The following is a 25,235-nucleotide window of genomic DNA, read 5'->3' as shown; positions in this document are numbered from 1 at the left end:
ATTGTTAGAATTTAAAATAAAAATAATAATGCAGAATATAATAGGAATCGATATTGGAGGGTCACATATTACGCTGGCTCAGGTAGACCCTGAAAAACGTGAGATTATTACTTCAACCTATGTAAGAGAGCATGTTAATTCCTTTGATGATAAAGAAATTATTTTCTCTGCGTGGGCTTCAGCTATTGAGAAAGCGACTCACGATCTTATAAAAGCAGATCTTTTAATAGGAGTTGCAATGCCGGGACCTTTTGATTATGAGCAAGGAATTTCTCTGATGCAGCAAGGAAAATTCATCGATATATACCAAATCAATATAAAAGATGAGTTGGCTGCAAGATTATCCATTTCTCCAAAACAAATTCATTTTGTAAATGATGCCGCAGCCTTTATGGAAGGTGAAGTATTTGGCGGCTGTGTTCAAGGGTATAAAAGAATTTTTGGAGTAACACTTGGGACTGGATTAGGAACTACGTTTATAATGGAGATTTTGCTACCGATGAAGACTTATGGGATTCCCCTTTTAAAGATTCGATCTGCGAAGATTATCTGGCAACACGATGGTTTGTGAAACGCTATGAAGAATTAACAGGCGAGCAAATCTCTGGAACCAAAGATCTTCTGGATAAACCTTTAGAAATACAGCAGCAGATATTTGATGAATATGCAGACTCTTTCTCTGGGTTTATAGTAAAATATGTAGATCATTATAAACCGGAAGTTTTAGTTTTAGGAGGCAATATAGCAAAAGCTTATCCTTATTTTGAGCAAAGATTTATTCAAAATGTAACAGAGAATAATATTAACTTGCAGGTCAAAATTTCTGCCATCTTTGAAGATGCTGCCATTCTGGGAGCAGCCAGTTATGCATTAAAAAAGCTTATATAAATTAACAAACGAAACGATACAATGAAGTCTATTTTTTCTACTTGCTTTCTTTTATTACAGGCTCTGGTCTTTGGGCAGAATACATCTCCCGTAGATTATGTAAATCCATTGATGGGAACCCAGTCTAAACCTTCATTATCCAACGGGAACACATATCCGGCGGTCGGACTTCCATGGGGAATGAATCTTTGGACAGCACAAACCGGAAAGATGGGTGACGGATGGGCATATACTTACGATGCAGACAAAATAAAAGGATTCAAGCAAACCCACCAGCCTTCTCCATGGATGAATGATTATGGCGCATTTTCCATTATGCCGGGAGTAGGGAAGCTAAAATTTAAAGAAGATGACAGGGCAAGCTGGTTCAGTCATAAAGCTGAGGTTACAACACCTTATTTCTATAGCGTTTATCTGGCAGATATCAATGTAACTACTGAATTTACGCCTACAGAAAGAGCTTCTTTTTTCAAATTTGATTTCCCAAAAACGGATAGCGCTTATGTCGTAATCGATGCTTTGAATAAAGGATCGTATATCAAAATTTTGCCTAAAGAAAGAAAAATTCTGGGGTATACAACGAGATATTCGACAGGGAAATATGAGAACTTTAAAAACTATTTTATTGTTCAGTTTGATAAAGATTTTGAGGTGACAAAAACCTGGAAAGATGATAAATTGATCAACGATCAGTTAGAAATTACCAGTGATCATACCGGAGCAATAGTAGGATTTAAGCTTAAAGATAAAGAAACTGTTTATGCTAAAGTGGCCTCTTCATTCATAAGCTTTGAACAGGCCGAACTGAACCTTAAACGAGAGATCGGAAGCAGAAACTTCGAACAGGTAAAAACCGATGCTAAAAATATCTGGAATAAAACCTTGGGCAAAATAGAAGTAAAAGGAGGTACGGATCAACAAATGAGAACTTTTTATTCCTCACTATACAGAACTTTATTTTTTCCACAGAAGTTATATGAAGTTGATGCTCAGAACAAAATAAAACACTGGAGTCCTTATAACGGAAAAATTACAGACGGAAGAATGTTTGCCGGAACAGGTTTTTGGGATACTTTCCGAGCTTTATATCCTTTCCTGAACCTGGTTTATCCAAGTATCAATGTAGAAATGCAGGAAGGATTAGCCAATGCTTATAAAGAAGGAGGATTCCTTCCGGAATGGAGCAGCCCTGGATATTCTGATATTATGATTGGAAACAATTCAGCATCTGTAGTTGCAGACGCTTATATCAAAGGACTTCGCGGGTATGATGTGGAAACACTTTGGCAAGCTGTAAAACATGGAGCCAATAACGAAGGGCCAATAGAAGCCGTAGGACGCGCAGGTGTAAAATATTATAATGAGCTGGGCTATGTTCCTTATGATGTGAAAATTAATGAGAATGCAGCCAGAACATTAGAGTATGCTTATGATGATTTTTCTATTTATCAGCTTGGAAAAGCATTAGGAAAACCTGCTTCAGAAATTGATATTTACAAAAAAAGAGCGTATAATTACAAAAATCTGTTTGATAAGGAAACAGGATTGATGCGCGGTAAAAATAAAGACGGGAATTTTCAGAAACCTTTCAATCCATTCAAATGGGGGGATGCCTTTACAGAAGGAAATAGCTGGCATTATACCTGGTCGGTTTTCCAGGATATTGATGGCTTAGCCCAGCTAATGGGTGGTAAAAAGAAATTTGAAGCTAAACTGGATGAAGTATTTTCGCTGCCACCAGTTTTTGATGATAGCTATTATGGCGGAGTGATCCATGAGATCAGAGAAATGCAGATCATGAATATGGGACAGTACGCTCACGGAAACCAACCTATTCAGCATATGATCTATCTGTACAACTATTCCGGAGCACCTTATAAAACTCAATATTGGGCAAGACAGGTAATGGATAACTATATCACGCTACTCCAGATGGTTATTGTGGAGACGAAGATAATGGGCAGACCTCTGCATGGTACATCTTCTCAGCATTAGGCTTTTATCCGGTAACACCAGCAACAGATCAGTATGTATTGGGGGCTCCATTATTTAAAGAAGCAACCATTCATCTGGAAAATGGGAAGAAAATTGAAATAAAAGCACCGGAGAACAGTGCAGAAAACTTATATGTACAATCATTAAATGTGAACCAACAACCTTATTCAAAAAATTGGCTAAGTCATAAAGAATTGATCAAAGGTACAGTCCTGGATTTTAAAATGAACAACAAGCCCAATACAGACCGAGGATCTCAGGAAAAAGATTTTCCCTATTCAATGTCAAAAGAAGAATCAGGTAAATAATTTTAATTAAGAAAAACAAGGTATATGAGTGCAGAGAAAAGAGAAATATTTGAGAGCGTTGAAAAAATGCTGCAGACCCAGGGTTTTACGATTGCAGCAAAAGATGAAACCAGACCATGGGGAGGTTTTTTTGTGATTGATGAAACACAAGCGCAGGATTTCGCTAATCAATACTTTGATGGAATTGATGTAGAAAGCCTAAAAATAGGAGGCAAACTAAGTCCAAAGATTCTTATTGTAGCTCCTGAAGCACGATTAAGCTGGCAATATCACCACAGAAGAGCTGAAATCTGGCAGGTAGTAGAAGGAATCGTAGGAATCAAAAGAAGCATGACGGATGAAGAAGGTGAAATTGGAGAATACCATCCAAAAGATCAGGTAAAACTTCAGCAAGGAGAAAGACACCGATTAATTGGTCTTTCAGGCTGGGGAATAGTAGCCGAAATCTGGCAGCATACCGACGCCTCCAATCCTTCAGACGAAGATGATATCGTAAGAGTACAGGATGACTTTGGAAGATAAAATAAAAAAGCAGCATCAATTTTGATGCTGCTTTTTTTGTTTTGGTAGGGAAGCTGGATGCTGGAAGAGAGAAGTTACTTGACGTTTTCATCATACCTTTCCATCATTTTTATAAACTTAAAAAAATATGCGGACACTCAAACCTTATAGGTTTCTAAAACCTATAAGGTTTATCACCAATATATTTATCACCCCTAATTTTAAAAGGATTTTTATCCCATTAAAAAACCAGCATCAATTTGATGCTGGTTTATATTTTTAAGGATATTTCTGTTCAGAAAAAAAGAAGTTAAAAGGATTTCAATTAATAAGATGTCCAATAGTACTTCCAACTTTCAGCATCCATCATCCCTTATCTAAAACGTCACATCCAATCCCACATAGAAATTCGCTTTCATAATCGGAGCATATACCATTCCGCCATCAAAGTAGTTTCCGAAAGGATTTTTAAAATCGATGATTGCATTTTTCTGATAATATGAAGTAAGATTTTCTCCCCCCACATAAGCTCTAAGCTTCTTGTTGAAGTTCTTTGAGATCTGTGCATTCAGTACAGCATAAGAATTGGAATAAGTCGGTAATTGAAACTCTGCCGGATTACCTTCCATATTCGGAAGTCTTTGCTTTCCTACCCAGTTTAAAGTAGTATCAAAGCTCCAGAATCCACCTTTATCGTTCTTATTCGTAGCGTAAGCAAGATTGATAAATCCTCTGTGTTTTGCCATAAAAGGAACTTCTCTTCTTCCCCCCATATAATCAGCCTGTACATCGTAGTATTTATAAGCTAATCTTACATCAAAGTTTTTGAATGGGGTAAAATCCCACTGCGTTTGGAAAGAGTTAGCAAATGATTTCCCTTCCAGGTTATAAAATGTAAGTTGCTGTGGAGATCTATCTAAATCTACCAATACCTGATTCTGGAAGTCTGTTCTGAAGAAGTCAGCAATGATCGTAGACTTTCTTCCAAAAAGTTTAAATTCCTGCTGTAAACTAGCTCCATAATTCCACGCAATTTCAGGCTTTAAACCATAAATGTTTCCTCCATTCGGTAAAATATTGATCGCTCTGTTGGAAGCAAAATATTGTTGGCTTTCCGCAAAAACATTTGCTGTTCTAAATCCTCTTCCTGCAGAAAGTCTTAAAATAGTTTGTGGAGTAAAATCGTATTTAAAATTTACTCTTGGAGTAAACTGAGTTCCTGCCAGATTATGGAAATCCACTCTGGTTCCTGCTACTAAAGTATATTTTAATCCTGTTAAAGTATATTCAGCAAAGATTCCCGGAACGATTTCGTTTCTCTTAATATCATCTGTCAGATAAGTTTCCTCATATCCATCATACAAGAAGCTAGCTCCTGCTTTATACTTATGGTTGGTATTTCCAAGGATACTTTCAAAAATTAGATTTGAATAATAGGTATGCTGCTTTCCGGCATAATTTCTCAGTCCAAAGAAGCTATCTTGTTGGTGGTAAACATATTGGTTCATCCATCCGATACTTTGGTAAGGTTTTCCTTTAAAAACATATCCTGTTTTATTCCACACCTGGAATCTTGAAATATCTATTCCCACCCCATAAGCAGGTTGTTTATCCTGAGCTAATTTTTTATCAAAGCCAATCTGCCCTGCCGTTCTTTCATCTCTGATAAAGTTAATACCGAAATGCGACCCAAGACCTGACTTTTCCAAATCATTGTAATTAAGAAGATAAGCCGCATTGATTTGCGTTCCTTTTGGCCTGTCAAGAAAACCGTCATGATTCATATCTGTATTCCCAAAAGTTCCGTTTCCGTGAAGAAGAAAAGTTTGAGACCATTTGTCATTGATAGGCGCTACACTGGTGATATTCACTTCAGCTCTTCCATTAAAATCAGAAAAAAGATTCAGGGAAGTTTCAGGCGTTTTCGCGTTTTTCAATAATTCAGTGTTGATCTGTCCGGTAATACTCTCATACCCATTGGTTACCGTACTTCCTCCCTTAGTCAGCTGAATACTTTCGATCCATCTTCCCGGAATAAAATTTAACCCATAAGCCGAAGCCAATCCTCTGATTTCAGGTAACTGTTCTTTAGTTAAACTAGTATATTTTTGATCCAAGCCGAGCATTTTCAGCTGTTTGGTACCCGTCACTGCATTGCTGAACGATACATCTACCGTTGCATTCGTTTCAAAACTTTCAGATAAATTACAACATGCTGCTTTTAAGAGCTCTTTTTTGTCAATATTAAAAACTAACCCTGCTTCTTTCTTACTTAAAGAAGTGGCTGATTTAGAGCCTGTTACTACAACCCCGTCAATGCTTTTCTCTTGCTTGCTGTGAGATTCATTGTTGGCTTGAGCCGTATGACCTTTATGGTCTTCATGTTTTGTTTCCTCTTCATAATGAGCGGTTGGATTAGGTTCTCCAAAGGTAAAATCTCTATCGTAGAGGCAACATCCCGGAAGTCCTTTGTAAACATCATCTGAAGCCTTATATTTTTCGTTATCATGCCCTACATCGGCAATAGCCTTTAAGATCTTATCTGATGAGGTTTTTGTTGCATCAAAATTTAGAATTACGGTTTGTTTTTCTGGACTCCATTCCGCTGAATTAGCTCCTGCATCTTTGGCTGCCTTTTCAATTCTGGTTTTGCATGAAACACAGTTTCCTCTTACATAGAATTCATTTTCCTTCTTAGCCGTACCCGTAGTATTGGTATGATGCTCATGATGGGCTTCTGCTTGTAAAGATTGTAGATCTCTATCATATAAGCAACATCCCGGAAGACTCTTGTAAACATCATCCGAAGCTTTGAATTTTTCATTGTCATGACCTGCTTCTGCTACTTTTTTAAGAATGTCATCTGTAGAAACCTTATCCGTTTCTATAGTTAACGTTTGAAGATCAATAGAATAAACAGCAGTTTTCGCACCTGCTTTTTTAGCCGCTCCTTCAATTCTTGTTTTGCACATTTCACAGTTCCCTTTTACTTTGAACTGGTTTTTCTGAAGATTTTGAGCCGATATAAATTGTGTAAATAAGAATAATGCACCAAGTATAAACCTGGAAATATATAATTTCATTTGTTTAAAAGTTTAGATTAAATAAAATACGGTTCGTTATAGTGTATAACGAACTCAAAATGTTTTAATTAACCTATTTTGGGCGGTTGCCAGATTTCCTTTAAACGGTCTGAAAGATAAGGGTCTGAATATTGAAACTGAAGATTCTTATTTGCTTTGTAATAAGACAGTTCCAGACGTAGATTTTTTGAAAAAGGAGTCTCAATAAAAGTATAACAGGCAATGCATGAAGAACAGCAGTCATCATTACATGATGATTTTGTAGAATCATTTTTTCCGCCTTTTTTTGAGGAGTGATTTTTACAACAGTCACTCTTTTTCCCAGATTCTGCTTTGCAGCAGGTTTCCTGCATAGATTGAGCATAGAAGCCATCCTTAGGAACTAAAAAAATTCCTAAACAAAATACTATTGCCAGTATGTGAAACAGCTTCATATCTGCAAAAATACAAAATTTATGGTAAAGGATCACCAACTTGTATGGAACAACTGTGCCAAGGCTCTCCGTGAGCAGGGTTCATTTTTGGTTTTTCTCCCATAGCGAGATTTTGTGAGGCTACCTGAGCCGGGGTTGGAGTAGGAGTTACCTGTATATTATTTTGTGCAGGTTGAGGAGTCGGAGCCGGTTTACTGCTCAAAGGTTGTCCTACAGGAATATCACATCGGTGTCCTGGTTGTCCGTGTGGCGGATTCATGCCTGGAGCAGTTTTCACTGGTTTAGCATTATTGTCAGCTATTTTCGATGGAGATACTGAATTAGGATCAATTTGAATGGAATTATTAGCTCCTACATTGATATTTTGAGAAGCAGGAGTCGCTGATGGCTGACCATTTAAAGGCTGCCCCACGGGAATATCACATCGGTGTCCCGGTTGTCCGTGAGGAGGATTCATGCCCGGAGCTGCAGCCATAGCAGCTGGAGCTGCAGTGGATTGGATTCCTGCCTGATCCATCAGAGAGGTCTTTGGAGTAGTATTGGTAGCTACAGAAGGCTGTTGAGAACCAGCTTCTTCTTTTAAATAAGTTGCTCTTTCATCTTTCTTACAAGAAACAGCTAATATTGATACAGAGATCAAACCTAAAAACGTATTCTTCATATCCTTGATTGGGTATAAAGCAAAATTAGCAAAACATTTTTAATTGTTTTGCTAATTTTATGTTTATAATACGATTTTTTTGATTAATTTTTTACAAGAAGTCTAAATCCTTCTCCGTGAACATTGATAATTTCCAATCCTTCGTCATCTTTTAACAGCTTACGAAGCTTAGCAATATAGACGTCCATACTTCTTGCTGTAAAGTAATTTTCCTTTTTCCAAATCTTTCTTAGAGCAAGATCTCTTGGCATAAAGTCGTTTCTGTGAATGCAAAGAAGCTTTAATAATTCATTTTCTTTTGGTGAAAGCTTATATTCTTTATCACCTACCTTCAGTTGTCTCAACATAGAGTCAAAGAAGATATTGCTGATCTTGAATTGCTCCTGCTCTTCATTTTCCAAGGTAGAGCTTCTTTGAAGAATCGCTTTGATCTTATATAAAAGAAGTTCAGTATCAAATGGTTTTGTGATATAGTCATCAGCTCCCAGTTGATATCCCTTAAGGATGTCTTCTCTCATATTTTCTTGCCGTAAGGAATATGATCGGTGTATTTTTTTTATCAATCTTTTTTTACATCTTCAGCTAATGAAAAACCCGTCTTTTTTTTTAGGCATCATTACGTCGAATATACAGATGTCGAATTCATTTTTCTGTAAATTCTTTCAATCCCTGTTCTCCATCAGTAGCAAGGGTAACTTCAAAAATTATTGATTGTTAAATAATCTTTAAGCACCGCCCCGAAACTCTGATCGTCCTCTACTAATAATATTCTGTTGCTCATAACTTTTACTAATTACTAATTAACAATTAAGAATGAACTTCCTCACTCTCTCTTCTTATATTTTGTTTTTGGTTTCTTATTTTATCATTACCCCATTGGTAATTTTATTGTAAAGGTACTTCCATCCCCTTTATTGGAGTCTACAATAATCTCCCCTTTATGAAGTTCTACAATCTTCTTAACATAGGAAAGCCCTAGCCCTTGTCCTTTTACATTGTGAATATTTCCGGTTTCTTCTCTGAAGAATTTCTCGAAGATCTTTGTTTTATTCTGGGTTTCCATTCCCATTCCCTTATCTGAAATTTCAATAACATACCAATGACCTTCATTTCTGGTCTCCACATGAATTTCAGGCGCTTCCGGAGAATATTTATTGGCATTATCCAATAAGTTCACCAGCATATTCGATATATGAAACTCATCAATCTTAAAATTATAATGAGTAGCATTGAACTGCTGAGTCAGAGTACCATTTCTTTGTTTTACAATCAGATTAAAGGATTCTGTCGTCTTTTTAATCAATTCCCTTACGTTGGTTTCTTTCAGGAATAATTCTACTTCATTTCTCTCAAGCTTAGACATGTTCAGAATATTTTCCACCTGTTTTTTCATCCTCAGGTTTTCCTGCTTAATCAACTCTGAATAATATTTTACTTTATCCGGGTTGGTAGCAATCTTATCATTCGCTAATGAATCTGTTGCCACAGAAATAGTTGCCAATGGCGTTTTAAATTCATGAGACATGTTGTTGATAAAGTCTGTTTTTACTTCAGCAAGTTTTTTCTGCCTCATCATATAATTGATGGAAATAATATAAATCCCAAGAATGGTAAGCAATGAAAGGAAAGTTCCCAAGAGCATCGGCCAGTTGTTCATCGCCAAAGAATATTCTTTTTTAGGGAAAACTAAGGCAAGATTATATAAGGTATTATATTTTTTATCCGTGAAAAGAGGATAACTATACGTGTTGCTGTCTTTTTTCTCTTTATAGGCTTTGTTGGCAATGCTGGTAAGTTTATTGTCTTTGTCTACAATTCCATACCCGAATTTTGCGGTAATTCCTCTGATTTTTAATTCTTTCGTGATTACCGAATCAAGCGTGGCAGGACTTACCCTTTGGGCAATAGGTAAATTGTTTCCATATACCTTTACAAACTCTTTTACGGCGTAATCCCCGGTTTCAATATCCTGATTGATGTCCGAGGTAAGTATTTCGCGGTTTGTAGTGTCTCTTTTTATTTTGTAAGCAGCTTCATCAGTGTATAAAGTCGTTAGCTTTACAGAATCTCCTTTTTTAGAAATAGGAAGCTGTGCATTGGAAATAATATTCTTAGAATAGATGATCTGTCTTTGAGTTCCGGAATCTTCTACCTGTTGAATGGTAGTAAGTGAAGGATTTTTGCTGTTGGCAAGAATGGTATTTCTGTTATCCTTGGTCAGATATTTATCAGCTTCAATTTCTTCAATTGTTTTTGATGTACTTTCCAAAACCGAGTAAACTTTATTTGAAAAATCCTGTTCCAGTACCCCATAATAGCCTTTCAACCAATAAAATTGGAGCGTAACAAAGACAATCAGTGAGATCGTCATAAACACCGAAATTATTGGGATGAATTTATTATTCATTATTTAATTATATATGTTTTGGAAAAATGAATGTTAAAATTAATTGTTTTAAGACTACGTAAACAAAAAACGAGCCAAAAAATTATGGTTTTTATCTTAAAAGATAGTTTTTTAACAATTATTTATGAATTATTGTTTACTTGTCATATGAAAAGTCCTTTGTGTAAATAAAGAGCTAACTTTATTTAAAATTATTACTTTATGGAATCTAATATCATTTTCAACAAAGATTTTGACTCGAAAAGCGTCTATGTAATGATTATTTACAACGCTGATGTTTCGAAAGTGTGGAACTATTTTACCCAATCCGAATTATTGGATCAGTGGTGGGGGCCTAGACCCTGGAAATGCGAAACTGTGCATCAGGATTTCAAAGAAAACGGGATCTGGCTCTATGCTATGGTAGGTCCAAATGGAGAAAAATCCTATTCCCAATCGAAATATGGAGAGATCATGGAACATAGGAGTCTTGACTGGACGAGTGCTTTCTGTGATGAAAACGGAAATGTAAATGAGGATGCTCCAAGATCCCAATGGTTATTTGGTTTTACAGGAGTAGAAGAAGGAACAAAAGTGACTGTTAATATCCATTATCAATCTGAAGAAGTAATGAAGAAAATGTTGGATATGGGATTTGAAGGTGGATTTAAAATGGGACTTAACCAGCTTAAAGAAATCATTGGGTGATTTGAAAATGAAAAAGAGATAATAGATCATTAGTTTGATGATATGAAAATAGGGTACCTCAATCGAGGTACCCTATTTAATGAAATATGGAATGAAAAATGTTTTTTTGTTAAGCCTTACAGTTTTTCTATATTAATAAATGTTCCATCTGTAGGAACAATTTTATAAACGTCGGCAACTGTTAGAATAGAAACACCTCCTGAAACCTGTACTTTAAGTTTGTCTCCTTTGTCGAACATGGCTAGAAATTCCATGGTTCCAACTCTGTTGGCTCCAGCAGTAATCAGAATGGCTTCATTTAAAGGAACATCATTTCTGGCAAGAGTCGCCCCATTTTTTAATGCCCTGAAAGAGATGACAGGCGGGCTGACGTGAATACCCGAGGTCTTTACCTTCAAACTGATAAGAATCTTATAAAATCCTGACTCTTTGAAGGTGAAATTGTTGAAATTATTATTCACGTTTCCCTGAGGATCAATAATGCCAAGTTTATCACCATCCAATGTGTTGTTATAGAATCCAAACGGAACATCTTTTTCACCACATCCGATAAGTACACATCCTACAGAAGGGAAATCGCTTTCTACAGTTGTTGGATTCATGCTGGCGCGTGTAGTTCTTCCTCCGGTTTCGTAAAAAGTAGGCTTCCATATATCCCCGTCATACACAACAACTCTTTGAATATCTTTTCTATACATGATCATTCCCTGCATAGAAGGATCCTTGTCAAAGTGACTGGCTTGACTGGCATTGTATAAAGGTAACTCCATTTCATTGTTTACCGTTGGGATCATTATTCCCTTAGATCGTACCAGATTATCCTCTTTATTCACAATGCTGAACATAGAATTAGAACTTGGATTGGCTGCACTTCCGATAATGACTTGGGAATAAGTCATCTGAGCTGCCAATAAAAGGACAGCGATATAAATATTCTTTCTCATCTTAGTTCAATTTTTCTATATAGATAAAAGTATCTTTGTCATTCATTTTAAAGTTGACACCAGCGCCTACATTCAATCCTGTATCAGCTTGAATGCCGGCTCTTAAACGGATCTGATCTCCAGCATGCAGGTATTTTGTAGTGGAAAAATTATTCACAGAATTGGCGCTGCCCGCTGTTACCAACAATCCATAAAGCAAAAAGCTGTTTTCATGAATCTTTTGCCATCCTTCTGCTGTTGCATTGGCGTACAGCGCCTGAAGAGAAATAATAGTGGCGGCATTTCCTACAGATAGGCCTCCGGCACTGCTTGACTTTACTGATGGATTGATTCTGTAGAAACCATCTGCCGGAATGCTAATTTCTCCATTGGCATTGACTGTAAGCCCTAAATTATTGACATTATTTCTATCAAAATCATTTAAAATATTAAAAGCTAGGGTAGGACGCCCCGTAATTCCTAATACATTAGCGACAGATACATCTGCAGTATTAGATCCCAGAATACTTACATTTTTATAATTTTTGATACTTCTCTCTGTTGCGGCAATCCATCTGTAGCCATCATATTTTACCACATCCTTGATCTCCTTGCTATAAAATACCAAACCATTATCTTCAGGTTTATTTTCATATAGATCTGGGTGCGAAGCGTTGTAATTAGGGAGTTGAGTATGGTTTTCAACAACAGGAAGTATGATGCCTTTTGTATTATGCTCTATCTGTAAAACCGCTCTTGGATGAATCGTTTCAGGTCTTTTCCCCATTTTCATCTGGGCAAATCCTAATGTGCTTGCCGCTGTTAAAATAAAGACTTTGAGTGTAATCGTTTTTCTGATCATTTTAATCACTTACTTTGGTGAACATTATTTCTCTTGGATAGTATTTGGCGATATTGGCATTGGCAGAAGCGGTAAGAGTAACTACTACAGATACTGTTGCCAATGGAGAATGTATTCTCGAGACAATATAATCTCCCGGATTCAAACGGATTCTTGTGGTGGTAAAAGCTGCCGTATTGGTATCTCCACCAATTCCCAAAATTCCGTAATAGTCAGGGTAGAATGTGGTGAGCTTAACCTCATTATAACTTCCGTTACTTTGTTTCAGATAGGCTCGCAGCTGGTATTGAGGCCCGCTTGTAAGAGATACGGCTCCTCCCGTTTTAGAAGGAACATTCAGGTAGATGTCATATACCCCTGCTTCATTGATGACAAACTTGGCATTATCAAAATTTTTGTCTCCATAAAGTCCTCCTCCTGCTACTACAGCTGTTTCCCTGGTTATATTAAGGCTGTTGTAAGATTGTTTTCCATCAACAAGAGCGCCGAAGCCAAGACCTACATGTCGTCCGCATCCCAAAAGAACACAAGCTACATAAGTTTCTTCATCGGCAGTGGATAAAAATCGGGATTGTTTCATTTTGAAGTCGGCAGCCGTAGGTTCATTGTTCCATTTTGCTCCATCATAAGAGTAAAAGGTAGCATGCGTTTTTTCGAACATCATCATTCCTGTCATCTCACTGTCTGGAGTAGGGGAATTATGTAATGGGAGATTCTCTGGTACGGATACTTCAGGAAGCATCATTCCGTAACTCTTTCCTTCATATTTTCCGTCTACCTGTAAAATGGCCTTATTGTGGATTTCAATAGTTAGATTTTTTGAAATTCCTACTTGTGAAAAGGCCATGTTGATCATGAGCAACATTAAAGAAGTGCTAATTTTTTTCATGGTTTGATTTCTATTTAAATTTTAATCTGTTTTCTTCAGAAGAATTTTTTCGAAATACATAGTTTTTCAGTTCTTAGTTTTGTGTGTAATTTTTTCAAATTTTTATCCTGCCCGGCTCATGGCGAGTCGGGATATCATTTTGCTTTTGTCTTTTTTTTCAGAACTATACACCAAGTGTAAGGCTGAAGAAATTGACCATAGTATTCTGAGGGGAATTGACCATAGTGACAGGTCAAAAGAATGTGGTCTGAAGTGCCTAAATTACAAATCTAATATGGAATATGCCTATCAAATTCTAATAAATTGTGAACTATGAATAGTATATTCGTAAAATAAGCATCTAATAGCTTGGGAATGAAATGGTTTAAAATATTAACTATAAATAAAAAAATACGATATTTTTTTAATATCAATATTGTTTTTGTTTAAAAAAAATAGAGACAAGCCGAAAGCTTGTCTCTATTTGTATAAGGGATGCAGTGTTTTAGTAGTATTTAGCTAATAATACTAGTATTTCATTAGGGAATGTCTAAACTTCTGCGTTTTTGACTTAAATAAGTTCTTCCTCCTGAAAGTACTGAATAATTGCCTTTTTCATCAGTAAGGATTGCTCATTTGGCTTTAGTTCAGGAAGATCTTCCAGTTTGTCGAATTGGGGCCACCCATCTTCATAATGAGTGAATTTGTAATATCCAAAAGGTTCAAGCAGTCTGCAAACAGCAATATGAATCAAATTTACTTTGTCTTCCTTTGTATATTTCTGTTGTCCGCTGCCTAGCTCCTGTAGTCCTATTAAAAATAATAAGGTCTCAATGGGTGGGTTCTTCTCAGTCTGGAAATTGTCCTCGAAGAACTGTTCTATTTTTTTCCAGTATTCAGATTCGTTCATATTTTTATAATTGTCACTTTTTATGATGACAATACATTTTATTAATTGTTATTTTCTTTATTATTAAGATCTTCTTCTTTCGCTTTTTTCAGCATATCCTTAAGTTTTTCCTCTTGTTTGGACTTAAACTCTTCTCTTTTTTCTATTCTTGTTATTTTCTGTTTTTGTATCAGATAATAAATAACAGCTATTGAAATCAAAATTAATAATACCATAGGTCTTATATGTAAGAGATCGCAAAGAGAAAGTTAATCAAAACTATTTTTTGTTAATCTTTAATAAGAACGCATATTCTAGCGCGTCTTCTTTCAGGGACTCAAATCTTCCGCTTGCTCCTCCATGACCGGAACTCATATCTGTTTTAAAGATCAGAATATTATCATCAGTTTTCAATTCTCTAAGCTTTGCAGTCCATTTTGCGGGCTCCCAATATTGTACCTGGGAATCATGAAATCCTGTTGTAATCAGTATATTTGGATAATCTTTTGCCTCAACATTATCGTAAGGTGAATAATCCTTCATATAATGATAGTATTCTTTGTCATTAGGATTTCCCCATTCGTCATATTCTCCGGTTGTTAAAGGGATTGTATCATCCAGCATTGTAGTCACAACATCTACAAAAGGAACCTGTGCTACTATTCCATTGAATAATTGAGGCTCATAATTCATGACTGCACCTACCAATAATCCTCCGGCGCTTCCCCCCATAGCATATAAATGATCGGATGAAGTGTAGTTTTCCTTTATAAGGTATTTTCCTGCATCTATAAAATCGAAGAAAGTATTTTTCTTGAATAACATTTTTCCATCTTCATACCATTCTCTTCCCAAATATTCACCTCCGCGGATATGAGCGATAGCATAAATGAAACCGCGATCAAGAATAGAAAGTCTTACATTGGAGAAGCTTGCATCCACAGTATGACCGTAGCTTCCATATCCATAGAGTAAAAGTGGAGTATCTGCTGATTTCTTCGTGTCCTTATGATATACAAGAGAAATTGGAATTTTAGTTTCTCCATCTCTGGAATCTGCCCAGATTCTTTCGGAAACATAATTTTCCGGGAAGAATTTTCCGCCCAAGACTTCCTGTTGTTTCAGAAGTATAGTCGTTTTATCCTTCATGTTATACTCGTAAGTAGAACTTGGCTGCGTAAGGGACGTGTAGCCATAACGTAAAACCTCCGTATCGAATTCAAGATTGATTCCTATATAAGTAGTGTAGGTTGGATCAGAGAAAGGTAGGTAATAAGATTCCTTTGTTTTTTCATCAATAATTTTGATTTGAAGCAGTCCTTTTTCTCTTTCCTCCAGAACCAGGTGATCTTTAAAGATTTCAAAACCTTCCAATAAAACTTCAGCACGGTGAGGGATTACATCTACCCAGTTTTCCATACTGCAATTATCAATCTTTGTTTTTACAATTTTAAAGTTCGTAGCGTCATCAGCATTGGTGATAATGTAGAATTCATCTTCATAATGTTCTACAGAATACTCAAGATCATCTATTCTTGGCTGGATGACTTTCCAGTCTGCAAAAACATTGTCTGCAGGAATGAAATGATGTTCATCGGAAATGGTGCTAGAACTTGCGATAAAGATATATTGTAATGATTTTGTTTTAAACACATTTACATCAAAGGTGTCATCTTCTTCATGGAAGATAAGAACATCTTCAGCAGGATCCGTTCCCAGTTTGTGTCTGTAAACCTGGAATGCACGAAGACTTTTATCTTTTCTAATATAGAAAACATGTTGATTGTCATTCGCCCAAACTGCTTTTCCTGTAGTATTTAGAATTTTATCCGGAAGAATTTCACCGGTCTTCAAATTTTTGAAGTTTAATGTATAGATCCTTCTTCCTACATTATCTGAAGAAAAAGAAGTCAGTTCATTATTAGGGCTTACTGCTACGCTTCCTACTTCAAAGAAATCTTCACCTTCCGCTAAAATATTGACGTTAAGTATAATTTCTTCCTCATTATCCAGGCTTTTATATTTTCTGCAGAAGATTGGATATTCTTTTCCTTCCTCATACCGTACAATATACCAGTATTCATTAAAGATATAAGGTAGAGACTCATCATCCTTCTTATAACGGGCTTTCATCTCTTCGAAAAGTTCTTCCTGAAGCTCCTCGGTGTCTTTCATGATGAATTCTTCGTAAGCATTTTCTTCTTCAAGATATTGAATGACTTCCGGGTTTTCCCTTTCATTAAGCCAGAAGTAATGATCTACTCTTCTGTCGGCATGGGTTTCTAATATTTTTTCTATTTTTTTTGCTTGTGGAGCTTTCATCTATATTCTAATTTTTTACGTCCTGTGTTTTTTTGCAGAAACGTTGCAGTTGCATTCAATATTAATTCTTGTTCAAATATAAGAAAGGCTATCAGATTTTTGATAGCCTTTTCTTTAATATTGGATAATGGAGTTATTTTTTTATTGTTTTAATCGTTTTTATGCTCTCATCTTTCATTTTTAAAGTAACGAAATAAAGGCCATCTTCTAAATCCCTCATATCAAGTGAAGAAGAGGGCTTTTCAATTGTCTTGATCAGCTTTCCTGATATATCTGTAACCGATATGGACTTCACATCATTGATATCAGAGATGATAAGTACATCGCTAAAAGGATTAGGAAATACTGTGATCTTCTTTTTATTGTCAGCTACTTCATGAGTTGACAAGGTGCTGTCATCGTATGCTGAAATTTTGAACTTGCCATTTACTATATTTCCTTCGTATTTCCATACACTGACATACAATGTGTTTCCCGGAGTCTGTCCCGTTAATGTTATTATTGAAAAGTCATCACTGCAGCTGATTTCACTTAAAGTCCCGCAGTTGCCACTATAAACTGTAGTGGTGGGGTGATCAAATTGGGATCCTGGGCTTTTTTTAGTTTCGATCTTAAGGTTTCCGCTTGCGGTACCGTTGCTGTAAACCATATATTGTCTGCAGCATCTTCATTACATGTAGGCAATGTGCTGTCGGTAGTCGCTTCAACATTATTGGAGGTGATTGCTCCTGAATTAAAATTTGTTCCTATCGTCAGCGGAGTTGCCTGTGAACAACTGTTATTGTCTGGTGGGATAAATCCATAGGCTGAAATTTTAAACTCGCCTGTCCCGTTTGTCTGATTAAGTTTCCATACGTTTACATATAACGTGGCTCCCGGAGTTTGTCCGGTCAATGTTATTAATGAAAAATAATCATTTTTACATCCAATTTCAGTTAGGGAGCCACATGTTCCACTATATATACTAAGTCCAGCGCCAGAAAATAGGCCATTACCACTATCATTGACTTCTATTTTTAGATTACCATTTGTGGGACAATTACTTTAAACCAGATGTTATCGGTAGTGCTGGTTTGGCAGGATGGAATTGAGCCATCAGGAGTTGCTCCTGTATTGTCTACATTGATTGCCCCCGAATTGAAGTCTGTTCCTACGGTTAATGATATTGCTCCTGAGCATGGGTCATTGGCTGGTGGAGCAGGATCGAAAGCTGAAATCTTAAATGCTCCATTGCTAATATTTGAATTAAGTTTCCATACACTGATGTAGATGATTTCACCTGGAGTGCGGCCGTTAAATACTAATGGAACGTTGTAGCCGTAATCCTTGCAGCTGATTTGAGTTAATGAATTACACATGCCTGTATAAACGGTAATAACAGGATAAAGAAAAGAGGTTCCTGAAACTTCTCTCATCTCTATTGTTAGATTTCCGCTTTGGGGTACCGTTGCTTTGAACCATACGTTGTCAACGGCAACTGAGGTACAGGTGGGAGGAGTGCCATCGGTAGTTGCGCCGTTGTTATTTGCTGTGATGGCTCCTGATGTAAAATTTGTTCCTACAGGTAAATTGATTGCCCCGGTACAGTTGTCGTTTTGGGCGCTTACAAATACAATAATAAGTAAGAATAGAGAAAATAATAACTTTTTCATATTAGAGTTTTTTAATTGGTTCTAATATAAAGGATTTATAATGAGTTATTGAAAAATAGGAATAACTTAATTAATTGATTGTTAATTGTTAATGTTATTTTTTTTAATTAATATTTCACAAAAATAATTACGTCTATATAGATTAAGTTATTGAAGATTTCTGTTGCGTTTTTTGGTGTTTTTTTACATTTATGGTATTGTATGGGGTTGATCAGAGTTTATTTTATAGAAAAAATCAATTTTTGTTATATAAATGATATTGTTGATTGTGTTTTCTTGCCAGGGTTAGTGTGTTAGAGACAAAGATTCTTACAGATAGGAAAATAACTCATGTATGATCGTTATTTGGTGTTTATAAATGCGACAATATATAATAAGCCAATTGCTTGATTTTCGGTTTTGAACGGTTGATTAAAGTGTTCTTAAATAAAAAAACCATCTTTTCATAAAGGAAAGATGGTTGAGTTTATTTCTGTATTAAAGACTATTTGTGTAGAGCTTTAATATATTTTTCAAGAGCCATGGTCATAGAAGGGGTTTCCTTCGTAGGAGCCATTAGATCTACTTTTAATCCAGCTTCTTCAGCGGCAGCTAAAGTGGTGTTTCCAAAAACTCCGATCTTAGTTTCATCCTGCTTGAAGTCCGGAAAATTCTGTTGCAGAGACTTGATTCCTTGTGGGCTAAAGAAGATCAACATGTCGTAATCTTTAATGTTGATGTCCGTCAGGTCACTGCATACAGTACGGTACATGATTGCTCTTGTCCATTCTATATTGGCAGAATCCAAAGTTTTTACAATATCCGGGCTTAAAACATCTGAAGATGGCAACAGATATTTTTCAGTAGGAAATTTCTTGAACAGAGGAAGAAGGTCTGAGAAGTTTTTCTCCCCAAAGCTGATTTTTCTTTTTCTGTACACAATGTGTTTCTGAAGATAGTTGGCAATAGCTTCCGACTGACAGATATATCTCATTGTATCCGGAACTGCAAAACGCAATTCTTCTGCAAGTCTGAAGTAATGGTCAATAGCATTTTTACTGGTAAAAATGATACCGGTATATTGCGTCAGATCTATTTTCTGAGTTCTGAGTTCTTTATTGTCAACCCCTTCAACGTGGATAAATGGACGGAAATCAATCTTTATTTTTTCCTTCTTCGCTATATCCAGATATGGAGAAGATTCACTAGGCGCTGGTTGAGAAACCAATATGGACTTTATTCTCATCATTGACATTTATTAAAAAAATAACAATTTCCAAAGCAGTAATAATGGTGCGATTTGGAGCGTGCAAATATACAAAAATTTATAATACCATTTCTCCGGAAGAATCTTGTTCTTGTGAAATAAATAGAAAAAAACTTTGAAAATGAATACAAAAGAAAAGAAGGAGAAATAATATAAGAACATTTTATTTCTGTCTATAGGGAAGTAATAGTGGGTTACACACAAAATTATCAACAAAAATGACAGAATAAAATAGAACTTTGTCGAGGTGAAATAAAAAATAGTCCATTTCTTTCCATCCCCGATACTTTGGTAAAATAAAAAACCCAATGTTGACTTGATCAGATAAAAAAAGATAACTGCCAGCAGCGTATATCCAAATTTATTAAGCTGATATCCCAGAACCTGTAGATCTGCAATATATTTCGGAACTACCGGAATGTATTGTGAAATCAGAACAGATAAAGTAAGAGTAATCACACAGGAGGTGATAATCCAGCTTGGTAGATTGTTACTCGCGTCAAAATACTTTTGAAGCAGAAAATCTTTAAGACTCGCATCTCTTTCTATAATGTTCATCATGAAAACATATAAAAAGATACAGCCTATAAGTATAAAAATGACCCAATCGTTGTTCTCAGGTATTCTTACATAATTGATGTAGTTCGGTGACGATGGCAAATTTTTAAGTTTTTATTTTTTTATTTAACTATAAATAACACAACTTGGCATAGATTTTCTTTATTGCTTCATCTGCTAAATTTGATGTTAAGCCTATTTTTCAATTGATTTTGTGCATCATCTAAAATTATTGAATGCTATTTTTATTTGACCCACGAATCATTGAAAAATTTTTTGCAAAATTATAGATTATTTTGTATAAAATAAAAAGGTTAAATAAACTATCTTTGCAAACTGAAATGAAAAAACTCGTCATAATCCCAACGTATAACGAAAAGGAAAATATTAAAAATATTATTTCCGCTGTTTTTGCATTGGAGGATGACTTTCATATCTTAGTAGTGGATGATTCTTCTCCGGACGGAACCGCTGAAATCGTAAAAGAGCTGCAAAAGAGGTATCCACATTACCTGCATCTGTCAATAAGACATACAAAAGATGGTTTAGGTAAAGCCTATATTCATGGCTTTAGATGGGCAATCGAGAATAAATACGATTATATTTTTGAAATGGATGCCGATTTTTCACATAGTCCTAATGATTTACCTAAGCTTTTTGAAGCTTGTCTGAATGCAGATATGGCTATTGGATCTCGTTATTCAAAAGGGGTAAATGTAGTAAACTGGCCTATGGGAAGGGTTCTGTTGTCTTATTTTGCATCGAAATATGTGAGATTTATTTTAGGACTTCCTATTCATGATACAACAGCCGGTTTGTTTGTTTCTCCCGTAAAGTATTGGAAGAGATAGGATTGGATAATGTGAGATTGAAAGGATATGGATTTCAGATAGAAATGAAATTCAGAGCTTTTAAAAAAGGTTTCAGAATTGTGGAAGTTCCTATTATCTTTACCAATAGGATTTTAGGAGAAAGCAAAATGAATGGTGGAATTATCCATGAAGCTGTTTTTGGTGTTTTAAACTTAAAATGGAAGTCAATCATCAATAGATTGTGATGCAAAGATCAATTCTTCCATTAAAATTATAAAATTAAGCTGATGAAAAAGTTGATCCTTGTTTTTGCCTTTCTGGGGCTGTTTTCATGCAGTGATTATATTGATAAGCCTAAAAATCTGGTTGATCAGGATATTATGGCTGATGTTATTGCTGATCTGATTATTAATGATCAGGCTAACTTTATGTTTCGGGACAGAAATATGGAAGCAGGTACCCGATTTATTTTAAAATCACACAATGTAAAACCTGATGATTTTGTCGAAAGTTTTAAATACTATGTGATTAAAGAAGAAATGGAAGGGATAGCAAATGAAGCACAGCAGATTTTACTAAAGAAAGATCCTAAGGCCGAAAAATATGTAAAAGATAAGCTGAAGCAAGCCGAATTAGGAGTGCCTCAGAGATAAAATAATGATGAAGCGGGATTTTGCCCGACAATGAGAATCGCTAATTGCGGCGAACTAAAAAAGTGTACAGATGAAATTTTTTAATATAGAAAAAACCTCTGAAGGAAAAGCAAGAGCAGGGGAGATCACTACAGATCACGGAAAGATCCAGACTCCTATTTTTATGCCAGTAGGAACTGTTGCAAGTGTGAAAACAGTTCATCAGAGAGAATTAAAAGAAGACATTAAAGCCCAGATTATTTTGGGAAATACTTACCACCTTTACCTTCGTCCAGGAATGGAAACGATGCAGGATGCTGGTGGTTTACATAAATTTATGAACTGGGATCTTCCCATTCTTACTGATTCAGGTGGCTTTCAGGTATTCTCGCTGGCGAGCAACAGAAAAATGACAGAAGAAGGAGCCCGATTCAAATCTCATATTGACGGAAGCTATCACATGTTCTCTCCGGAGAGATCAATGGAGATCCAAAGACAGATCGGAGCTGATATTTTCATGGCTTTTGACGAATGTACTCCTTATCCTTGTGATTACAACCAGGCAAAATCATCTATGGAGCTTACCCACCGTTGGCTTAAAAGATGTATAGAATGGACTCATGATAATCCTGAATTATATGGTCATAAACAAAGGCTTTTTCCTATTGTTCAGGGATCTACCTATTCTGATTTAAGAAAGATTTCTGCGGAGGTTATTTCAGAAGCTGGAGCAGAAGGAAATGCTATTGGAGGACTTTCTGTTGGAGAGCCTGAAGAAGAAATGTACAGAATCACGGATGAAGTAACAGATATTCTTCCTAAAGAAAGCCAAGATATTTGATGGGCGTGGGAACACCTTGGAATATCCTGGAATCTATTGGATTAGGAATTGATATGATGGATTGTGTTATGCCTACAAGAAATGCCAGAAATGCAATGCTTTTCACATGGCAAGGGGTAATGAATCTTAAAAACGAAAAATGGAAACGTGATTTTTCGCCTTTGGATGAATTCGGAACCAGCTTTGTAGATCGTGAATATTCAAAAGCATATCTTCGTCACCTGTTTGTGTCCAAAGAATATTTAGCAAAACAGATCGCTTCAATTCATAATCTTGCATTTTACCTTGACTTGGTGAAAGCGGCAAGAGAACACATTGTCGCAGGAGATTTCTATGAATGGAAAAACTCTGTAGTACCAGTTCTTAGACAAAGACTATAAGAAGAATATGCTTAAAATTGTAGACAAATATATCATTAAGAAATACCTTGGAACTTTCAGTTTCATGCTGGTGCTATTGTCTATAGTGGTGCTTGTCATCGACGTTCAGCAAAAGATACCGAGAATAGAAAATGCAAAAGCTCTTGATCCCAAATTAGACCTTGGGTATTTCCTGATTCATTTTTATCCTTACTGGATTATTAATCTTGTGGTCACCTTCCTTTCCATTCTGGTGTTTATTACGGTGATTTATTTCACTTCCAGAATGGCAAATAACACTGAAATTGTGGCCATTATCAGTAGTGGTGCCAGTTTTCATAGGTTCTCAAAACCTTATCTGTATACTTCGATTTTGATCGCTTTAATGGCACTTGTAGTGTATCATTTGGTTCTCCCTTGGGCGAATATCAAGAAAAATGAATTAGAAGCTTATACCTATAATGCTGCCAACAAAGAAAAGATTCTGGGAACGGCCCCTGCTTCTTCGCAGTTGAGCAGAACAGAATATATATTTGTAGACTCTTGGAATAAAAGAGAAAAAAGAGGATCCAGCTTTGTTTACCAAAAATTCGATAAGAATAGAAGAATGGTATATGAACTAAAAGCTGGTGAAGTATATTGGGATCAGACTAAAAAACAGTTCGTTTTAAATAACTACCTGGAAAAAACAATCAATAAAGATAATACAGAAAAGCTGAGCAATGGCGTAGAGCTTAGAAGAAACTACAGTCATTCTCCTGAGGAGCTTTTCCCTAATGAACTTTTAGGTCAGAATAAACAACACCTGAATTGCTCAAATTTATTGAAAGAGAAAAGGCAAGAGGAAACAGTAACCTGAATTCTTACCTGAATGAGCTTCATCAGAGGACTTCAATGCCTGTTTCCATCATTATTTTAACCTTCCTGGCTCTTTCTCTGTCTTCTCAAAAGAAAAGAGGTGGTTTGGGGGTCAATCTTGCAATAGGGATTTCACTGGCCTTTCTTTTCGTCTTTTCATTTGAGGCTTTAAAAGTTGTTTCAGAGAATAAAAGTTTGCCGCCGGCTTTAGCGATGTGGCTTCCAAATCTTGTGTTTCTTCCGCTTACCCTTTATCTTTATATCAAAAGAGCCAATCAGTAAAGGAGCTTTACTTCTTTGTGGTAAAAAGAAGACATTCCATCTTTTTCCAATTCGATCCATAGCTCTCCTTTTTCATCCGCATTTCGGATGATGCCATTTTGTCTTTCTTTTTGAATTTCAAATACTGAGATCTCATCTTTTCGGAAAAGACTTTCGTTGAACCTGTCCAGAATTTCCTGGTCAGAAGGAATGTTTTTTAGTTTTTCTGATAAAAATTCGTGAAAGCTTAAAGTGAGGGCTTCAATATCAAATTCCTTACCTGTCTGCGTTAGAAGTGAGCCAGCGTTCGATATTTCTTCAAATTTATCTTGAAGAATATTAATTCCGGTACCTATAATAAAATAATTATTCTGATTAATTTTTTTCTTTTCAATCAAAATTCCAACGATTTTTTTACCTTTAAGGATAATATCATTCGGCCATTTGATTTTTACATCATAATCAGCCAAATTGGCAAGGAAATCTCTGACAATAATTGCGGTATAATAATTGAATATAAAGTCGGAACATACAATGTTCTGAGTATCTACTGCCAGCGTATATGCCAGGTTTTTTCCGGCAGTCGGAGTCCAGACATTTCCATACTGACCACGACCTTTAGTTTGATTAAAAGTATGCAATCCAATAAAATCTGAATTTTCATAAAGTAAAAACTTTGATATTTCGTCATTAGTAGAAGAACATTCTTTCAGATAGAAGAGTTGACTCATTTAAGAAAACTTTAAGACATTAAGGGGGTAAAAGTAAGGTTAAAGTAAAGAAAAAACAATAAATTTGCAGATTATAGTATTTTTTTAATGAATAAAACAGCAGAAAAACAAGCACTAATAGATAAAATCGTTGAAGCAATTCAAGATGTGAAGGGAGAAGATATCATGATCTTCGATCTTTCAAACATTGAAAACTCAGTAGCGGAAACGTTCGTAATATGTAGCGGAAACTCGAATACACAAGTTTCAGCATTGGCTGGAAGTGTTGAGAAAAAAGTGAGAAACGATCTGAAAGACAGACCTTGGCATGTAGAGGGTACAGAAAACTCAATGTGGGTATTGGTAGATTATGTTTCAGTAGTGGTTCACATTTTCCAAAAAGAAGCGCGTGAATATTACGATATCGAAGAACTTTGGGGTGACGCAGTCATTACCAAAATTGAAAATGAATAATAAA

At 35.8% G+C, this 25,235-nt stretch carries 22 protein-coding genes and 5 pseudogenes; 10 read left to right on the top strand and 17 right to left on the bottom strand.

What is annotated here, in order from left to right; genetic code table 11:
• Positions 1-28: 28 nt before the first annotated feature.
• From QWZ06_RS25305 to QWZ06_RS25290, 4 genes and pseudogenes are all read left to right on the top strand, one after another.
• Positions 29-571 (top strand): ROK family protein, encoded by a 543-nt coding sequence (locus tag QWZ06_RS25305; protein WP_290301898.1) that lies wholly within the window; start codon positions 29-31, stop codon positions 569-571.
• Positions 568-888 carry a hypothetical protein gene (locus QWZ06_RS25300; protein WP_290301897.1) on the top strand — a complete coding sequence of 107 codons (321 nt, stop codon included), beginning with the start codon at positions 568-570 and terminating at the stop codon, positions 886-888. The genes QWZ06_RS25305 and QWZ06_RS25300 overlap by 4 nt, the downstream gene beginning before the upstream one ends.
• Positions 889-909: 21 nt before the next feature.
• Positions 910-3,191: pseudogene (locus QWZ06_RS25295) on the top strand (GH92 family glycosyl hydrolase).
• 24 nt (positions 3,192-3,215) lie between these two features.
• Positions 3,216-3,713, top strand: coding sequence for a cupin domain-containing protein (locus tag QWZ06_RS25290; protein ID WP_290301896.1), 498 nt, complete (start codon positions 3,216-3,218; stop codon positions 3,711-3,713).
• A gap of 356 nt (positions 3,714-4,069) precedes the next feature.
• Here the strand turns inward: QWZ06_RS25290 and QWZ06_RS25285 are convergent, their stop codons facing one another.
• The 5 genes and pseudogenes from QWZ06_RS25285 to QWZ06_RS25265 all read right to left on the bottom strand — a co-directional run bounded on the left by QWZ06_RS25285 (position 4,070) and on the right by QWZ06_RS25265 (position 10,277).
• The gene (locus tag QWZ06_RS25285) at positions 4,070-6,775 is read right to left on the bottom strand and encodes a TonB-dependent receptor domain-containing protein (RefSeq protein ID WP_290301894.1); all 2,706 of its coding nucleotides are present in this window, start codon (positions 6,773-6,775) and stop codon (positions 4,070-4,072) included.
• A gap of 68 nt (positions 6,776-6,843) precedes the next feature.
• Positions 6,844-7,209, bottom strand: coding sequence for a hypothetical protein (locus QWZ06_RS25280; protein WP_290301893.1), 366 nt, complete (start codon positions 7,207-7,209; stop codon positions 6,844-6,846).
• A 19-nt stretch (positions 7,210-7,228) separates the two neighbouring features.
• Positions 7,229-7,870 (bottom strand): polyadenylate binding domain-containing protein, encoded by a 642-nt coding sequence (locus QWZ06_RS25275; RefSeq protein WP_290301892.1) that lies wholly within the window; start codon positions 7,868-7,870, stop codon positions 7,229-7,231.
• An 83-nt stretch (positions 7,871-7,953) separates the two neighbouring features.
• Positions 7,954-8,651: pseudogene (locus QWZ06_RS25270) on the bottom strand (response regulator transcription factor).
• Positions 8,652-8,738: 87 nt separating this feature from the next.
• Positions 8,739-10,277 (bottom strand): sensor histidine kinase, encoded by a 1,539-nt coding sequence (locus QWZ06_RS25265; protein WP_290301891.1) that lies wholly within the window; start codon positions 10,275-10,277, stop codon positions 8,739-8,741.
• A gap of 201 nt (positions 10,278-10,478) precedes the next feature.
• Between QWZ06_RS25265 and QWZ06_RS25260 the strand changes: the two genes are divergently transcribed.
• On the top strand, positions 10,479-10,964 hold the full coding sequence (locus QWZ06_RS25260) for an SRPBCC family protein (RefSeq protein ID WP_290301890.1): 486 nt from the start codon (positions 10,479-10,481) through the stop codon (positions 10,962-10,964).
• 116 nt (positions 10,965-11,080) lie between these two features.
• On the opposite strand, the gene QWZ06_RS25255 is transcribed toward QWZ06_RS25260, so the two are convergent.
• From QWZ06_RS25255 to QWZ06_RS25205, 11 genes are all read right to left on the bottom strand, one after another.
• Complete coding sequence (locus QWZ06_RS25255; protein WP_290301889.1) at positions 11,081-11,908, bottom strand: hypothetical protein; 828 nt, start codon at positions 11,906-11,908, stop codon at positions 11,081-11,083.
• Position 11,909: 1 nt separating this feature from the next.
• Positions 11,910-12,749: a hypothetical protein gene (locus tag QWZ06_RS25250; RefSeq protein ID WP_290301888.1), complete on the bottom strand. Its 840-nt coding sequence runs from the start codon at positions 12,747-12,749 to the stop codon at positions 11,910-11,912.
• 1 nt (position 12,750) lies between these two features.
• The gene (locus QWZ06_RS25245; protein ID WP_290301887.1) at positions 12,751-13,638 is read right to left on the bottom strand and encodes a hypothetical protein; all 888 of its coding nucleotides are present in this window, start codon (positions 13,636-13,638) and stop codon (positions 12,751-12,753) included.
• Between the two features lie 550 nt (positions 13,639-14,188).
• Entirely contained in the window at positions 14,189-14,527 is a 339-nt protein-coding gene (locus QWZ06_RS25240) for a hypothetical protein (RefSeq protein WP_123858642.1), read from the bottom strand.
• A 41-nt stretch (positions 14,528-14,568) separates the two neighbouring features.
• Positions 14,569-14,742 carry a hypothetical protein gene (locus QWZ06_RS25235; RefSeq protein ID WP_290301886.1) on the bottom strand — a complete coding sequence of 58 codons (174 nt, stop codon included), beginning with the start codon at positions 14,740-14,742 and terminating at the stop codon, positions 14,569-14,571.
• Positions 14,743-14,785: 43 nt separating this feature from the next.
• Positions 14,786-16,828, bottom strand: a complete 2,043-nt coding sequence (locus QWZ06_RS25230; protein ID WP_290301885.1) for a S9 family peptidase — start codon at positions 16,826-16,828, stop codon at positions 14,786-14,788.
• 133 nt (positions 16,829-16,961) lie between these two features.
• Positions 16,962-17,477: a T9SS type A sorting domain-containing protein gene (locus QWZ06_RS25225; RefSeq protein WP_290301884.1), complete on the bottom strand. Its 516-nt coding sequence runs from the start codon at positions 17,475-17,477 to the stop codon at positions 16,962-16,964.
• On the bottom strand, positions 17,360-17,722 hold the full coding sequence (locus QWZ06_RS25220; RefSeq protein WP_290301883.1) for a hypothetical protein: 363 nt from the start codon (positions 17,720-17,722) through the stop codon (positions 17,360-17,362). The genes QWZ06_RS25225 and QWZ06_RS25220 overlap by 118 nt, the downstream gene beginning before the upstream one ends.
• A gap of 122 nt (positions 17,723-17,844) precedes the next feature.
• Positions 17,845-18,480, bottom strand: coding sequence for a hypothetical protein (locus QWZ06_RS25215; RefSeq protein ID WP_290301882.1), 636 nt, complete (start codon positions 18,478-18,480; stop codon positions 17,845-17,847).
• A gap of 484 nt (positions 18,481-18,964) precedes the next feature.
• Positions 18,965-19,705 (bottom strand): uroporphyrinogen-III synthase, encoded by a 741-nt coding sequence (locus QWZ06_RS25210; protein ID WP_123276203.1) that lies wholly within the window; start codon positions 19,703-19,705, stop codon positions 18,965-18,967.
• Between the two features lie 12 nt (positions 19,706-19,717).
• Positions 19,718-20,386, bottom strand: a complete 669-nt coding sequence (locus tag QWZ06_RS25205) for a DUF4271 domain-containing protein (protein WP_290301881.1) — start codon at positions 20,384-20,386, stop codon at positions 19,718-19,720.
• Positions 20,387-20,625: 239 nt separating this feature from the next.
• Between QWZ06_RS25205 and QWZ06_RS25200 the strand changes: the two are divergent.
• The 4 genes and pseudogenes from QWZ06_RS25200 to QWZ06_RS25185 all read left to right on the top strand — a co-directional run bounded on the left by QWZ06_RS25200 (position 20,626) and on the right by QWZ06_RS25185 (position 24,068).
• Positions 20,626-21,341 (top strand): annotated as a pseudogene (locus tag QWZ06_RS25200) (polyprenol monophosphomannose synthase).
• Between the two features lie 42 nt (positions 21,342-21,383).
• A complete protein-coding gene (locus QWZ06_RS25195) occupies positions 21,384-21,749 on the top strand; it encodes a DUF4296 domain-containing protein (RefSeq protein ID WP_290301880.1) in 366 nt (121 codons plus the stop codon).
• A 70-nt stretch (positions 21,750-21,819) separates the two neighbouring features.
• A pseudogene (gene tgt, locus QWZ06_RS25190) lies at positions 21,820-22,949 on the top strand (tRNA guanosine(34) transglycosylase Tgt).
• Positions 22,950-22,956: 7 nt separating this feature from the next.
• Positions 22,957-24,068, top strand: a pseudogene (locus QWZ06_RS25185) (LptF/LptG family permease).
• Here the strand turns inward: QWZ06_RS25185 and QWZ06_RS25180 are convergent.
• A complete protein-coding gene (locus QWZ06_RS25180) occupies positions 24,062-24,778 on the bottom strand; it encodes a biotin--[acetyl-CoA-carboxylase] ligase (protein ID WP_290301879.1) in 717 nt (238 codons plus the stop codon). The pseudogene QWZ06_RS25185 and the gene QWZ06_RS25180 overlap by 7 nt on opposite strands.
• An 87-nt stretch (positions 24,779-24,865) precedes the next feature.
• On the opposite strand from QWZ06_RS25180, the gene rsfS reads away from it, so the two are divergent.
• A complete protein-coding gene (gene rsfS / locus QWZ06_RS25175) occupies positions 24,866-25,231 on the top strand; it encodes a ribosome silencing factor (RefSeq protein ID WP_290301878.1) in 366 nt (121 codons plus the stop codon).
• The last annotated feature ends 4 nt before the right edge of the window (positions 25,232-25,235 follow it).

Source organism: Chryseobacterium tructae, assembly GCF_030409875.1.
GTDB lineage: Bacteria > Bacteroidota > Bacteroidia > Flavobacteriales > Weeksellaceae > Chryseobacterium > Chryseobacterium tructae.
The sequence above is the reverse complement of the archived record's forward strand: the minus strand, read 5'-3'. Positions and strand labels throughout refer to the sequence as shown.